This is a genomic window from Streptomyces sp. NPDC104106, from assembly GCF_055584345.1.
On the sequence record NZ_JBVJMF010000060.1, the window covers coordinates 1 to 2,699 of the forward strand.

Consider the following 2,699-nt stretch of genomic DNA (forward strand, 5'->3'; position numbering starts at 1 on the left):
TGGTCGACCGGGGCTTCAGGATCGACGTGGCGCCGATCGGCGACGTCCGGTGGGTCGAGATCGACAACCACGACGACCTCGCCAAGGGCCGGGAGCTCGTGGGCGGTTACTGACCCGCCCGGCGGCGCCGAAGGGTCCAGTTTGACCCCTGTGGCCGGGCCCCGTAACCTTGACCGTCGGCGTGTCACCGAGCGCGCCACATCCCCGTAAACCTCTTCCTCCCGGACGCAAGGCTGGCCGGGAGAGGTCGCCCCATGTGTGGTGGACGACTGGCCTGCGGGGGTTCCGGTTCTGAACGAGCGAAAGAGAGATCCGCGTGTACGCCATCGTGCGCAGCGGTGGTCGCCAGCACAAGGTTGCTGTCGGCGACATCGTTGAGGTTGACAAGATTTCCACCGCCAAGGTTGGCGACACGGTCGAGCTCTCGACCCTGCTCGTTGTCGACGGCGACGCCGTGACGAGCGACCCGTGGGTGCTCGCCGGCATCAAGGTCCAGGCCGAGGTCGTGGACCACCACAAGGGCCAGAAGATCGACATTCTGCGCTACAAGAACAAGACCGGCTACCGCCGTCGGCAGGGCCACCGCCAGCAGTACACGGCGATCAAGGTCACGTCGATCCCCACGGCTGCGAAGTAAGGGACTGAGGAGACATGGCACACAAGAAGGGCGCATCGTCCACCCGGAACGGTCGCGACTCCAACGCCCAGCGGCTCGGCGTGAAGCGCTTCGGCGGTCAGGTCGTGAGCGCGGGTGAGATCCTGGTCCGCCAGCGCGGCACCCACTTCCACCCCGGCGCCGGTGTCGGCCGTGGCGGCGACGACACGCTGTTCGCCCTCCAGGCCGGTGCGGTGGAGTTCGGTACCCACCGTGGCCGCAAGGTCGTGAACATCGTTCCGGTCGCCTGAGTCGTCTGACTTCACGGCTTCGACCGAACGTTTCGCGAGGCGGACCTCACTTCCCCTGTGGGAAGCGGGTCCGCCTTTCGCGTGTTGACATAGGCAGTACCCGCACGTATCAGGAGGCACTGAACCATGACCACCTTCGTGGACCGCGTCGAGCTGCACGTCGCCGCGGGTAACGGAGGTCACGGCTGTGCCTCCGTCCACCGCGAGAAGTTCAAGCCGCTCGGCGGCCCGGACGGCGGCAACGGCGGTCGCGGCGGTGACGTCATCCTCACCGTCGACCAGTCCGTGACGACGCTGCTCGACTACCACCACTCGCCGCACCGCAAGGCCACCAACGGCAAGCCCGGCGAGGGCGGCAACCGCTCCGGCAAGGACGGCCAGGACCTGGTCCTGCCGGTGCCGGACGGGACCGTGGTCCTCGACAAGGCCGGCAATGTCCTCGCCGACCTGGTCGGGCACGGTACGTCGTACATCGCCGCCCAGGGCGGCCGCGGCGGGCTCGGCAACGCGGCGCTGGCCTCCGCCCGCCGCAAGGCGCCCGGCTTCGCGCTGCTCGGCGAGCCCGGTGACCTCCAGGACGTCGTGCTGGAGCTGAAGACCGTCGCCGACGTGGCCCTCGTCGGCTACCCGAGCGCCGGCAAGTCCTCGCTGATCTCCGTGCTCAGTGCGGCCAAGCCCAAGATCGCCGACTATCCCTTCACCACCCTCGTGCCCAACCTCGGTGTGGTGACGGCCGGTTCGACCGTCTACACCATCGCCGACGTCCCCGGTCTGATCCCGGGTGCCAGCCAGGGCAAGGGCCTCGGCCTTGAGTTCCTGCGGCACGTGGAGCGGTGCAGCGTCCTGGTGCACGTCCTCGACACCGCGACCCTGGAGTCCGACCGCGACCCCGTCTCCGACCTCGACGTCATCGAGGCGGAACTGCGCGAGTACGGCGGCCTCGGCAACCGGCCCCGGATCGTCGTCCTGAACAAGGTCGACGTGCCGGACGGCAAGGACCTCGCCGAGATGGTCCGCCCCGACCTGGAGGCGCGCGGCTACCGCGTCTTCGAGGTGTCGGCCGTCGCTCACATCGGGCTGCGCGAGCTGACCTTCGCGCTCGGCGAGCTGGTCGCCAAGGCCCGTGCCGCGAAGCCGAAGGAGGAGGCGACCCGTATCGTCATCCGCCCCAAGGCCGTGGACGACGCCGGCTTCACCGTCACCCGTGAGGAGGTCGGCGGCGAGCCGCTGTTCCGGGTGCGCGGCGAGAAGCCGGAGCGCTGGGTCCGCCAGACCGACTTCAACAACGACGAGGCCGTGGGCTACCTCGCCGACCGGCTGGCCCGCCTCGGCGTGGAAGAGGAGCTGATGAAGGCGGGCGCCCGGTCCGGCGACGGCGTCGCGATCGGCCCCGAGGAGAACGCGGTCGTCTTCGACTGGGAGCCGTCGGTCATGGCCGGCGCGGAGATGCTGGGCCGCCGCGGCGAGGACCACCGCCTCGACGCGCAGCGGCCCGCGGCCCAGCGCCGCCGGGACAAGCAGGCCGAACGCGACGAGGCACAGCAGGAGTTCGACGGCTTCGAGCCCTTCTAGGGGGCTGTTCGCAGCCGTCCCTGAGGCCGTACGGAAAGGGCGGGCCGGAGGAGAACCTCCGGCCCGCCCTTCGCGCGTTCCCGCGTGTCAGCCGTCGACGTCCGTCAGTTCCTCGGCCACGTAATCGCGAAGCCAGGCCCGGAAGTCCGGGCCCAGGTCCTCACGTTCGCACGCGAGTCTGACAATGGCACGCAGATAGTCGCCGCGGTCGCCGGTGTCGT

The 2,699-nt window shown here is 69.7% G+C and carries 3 protein-coding genes and 2 pseudogenes; 4 read left to right on the forward strand and 1 reads right to left on the reverse strand.

The features are described 5' to 3' along the window. The 4 genes and pseudogenes from ACZ60X_RS43805 to obgE all read left to right on the forward strand — a co-directional run. Positions 1–113: pseudogene (locus ACZ60X_RS43805) on the forward strand (phosphocholine cytidylyltransferase family protein); the annotation flags it as partial. 203 nt (positions 114–316) lie between these two features. Further along, positions 317–637, forward strand: coding sequence for a 50S ribosomal protein L21 (rplU, locus tag ACZ60X_RS43810; protein ID WP_009188585.1), 321 nt, complete (start codon positions 317–319; stop codon positions 635–637). A gap of 14 nt (positions 638–651) precedes the next feature. Further along, a complete protein-coding gene (gene rpmA / locus ACZ60X_RS43815) occupies positions 652–906 on the forward strand; it encodes a 50S ribosomal protein L27 (protein ID WP_030605064.1) in 255 nt (84 codons plus the stop codon). Positions 907–1,032: 126 nt separating this feature from the next. Next, entirely contained in the window at positions 1,033–2,478 is a 1,446-nt protein-coding gene (obgE, locus tag ACZ60X_RS43820) for a GTPase ObgE (RefSeq protein WP_469611426.1), read from the forward strand. A gap of 87 nt (positions 2,479–2,565) precedes the next feature. Here the strand turns inward: obgE and ACZ60X_RS43825 are convergent. After that, a pseudogene (locus ACZ60X_RS43825) lies at positions 2,566–2,699 on the reverse strand (UTP--glucose-1-phosphate uridylyltransferase); the annotation flags it as partial.

Bases quoted from the DNA above. Each gene is read 5' to 3' on its own strand.
- rpmA (WP_030605064.1), top strand. From the start codon at position 652: ATGGCACACAAGAAGGGCGCATCGTCCACCCGGAACGGTCGCGACTCC.
- obgE (WP_469611426.1), top strand. From the start codon at position 1,033: ATGACCACCTTCGTGGACCGCGTCGAGCTGCACGTCGCCGCGGGTAAC.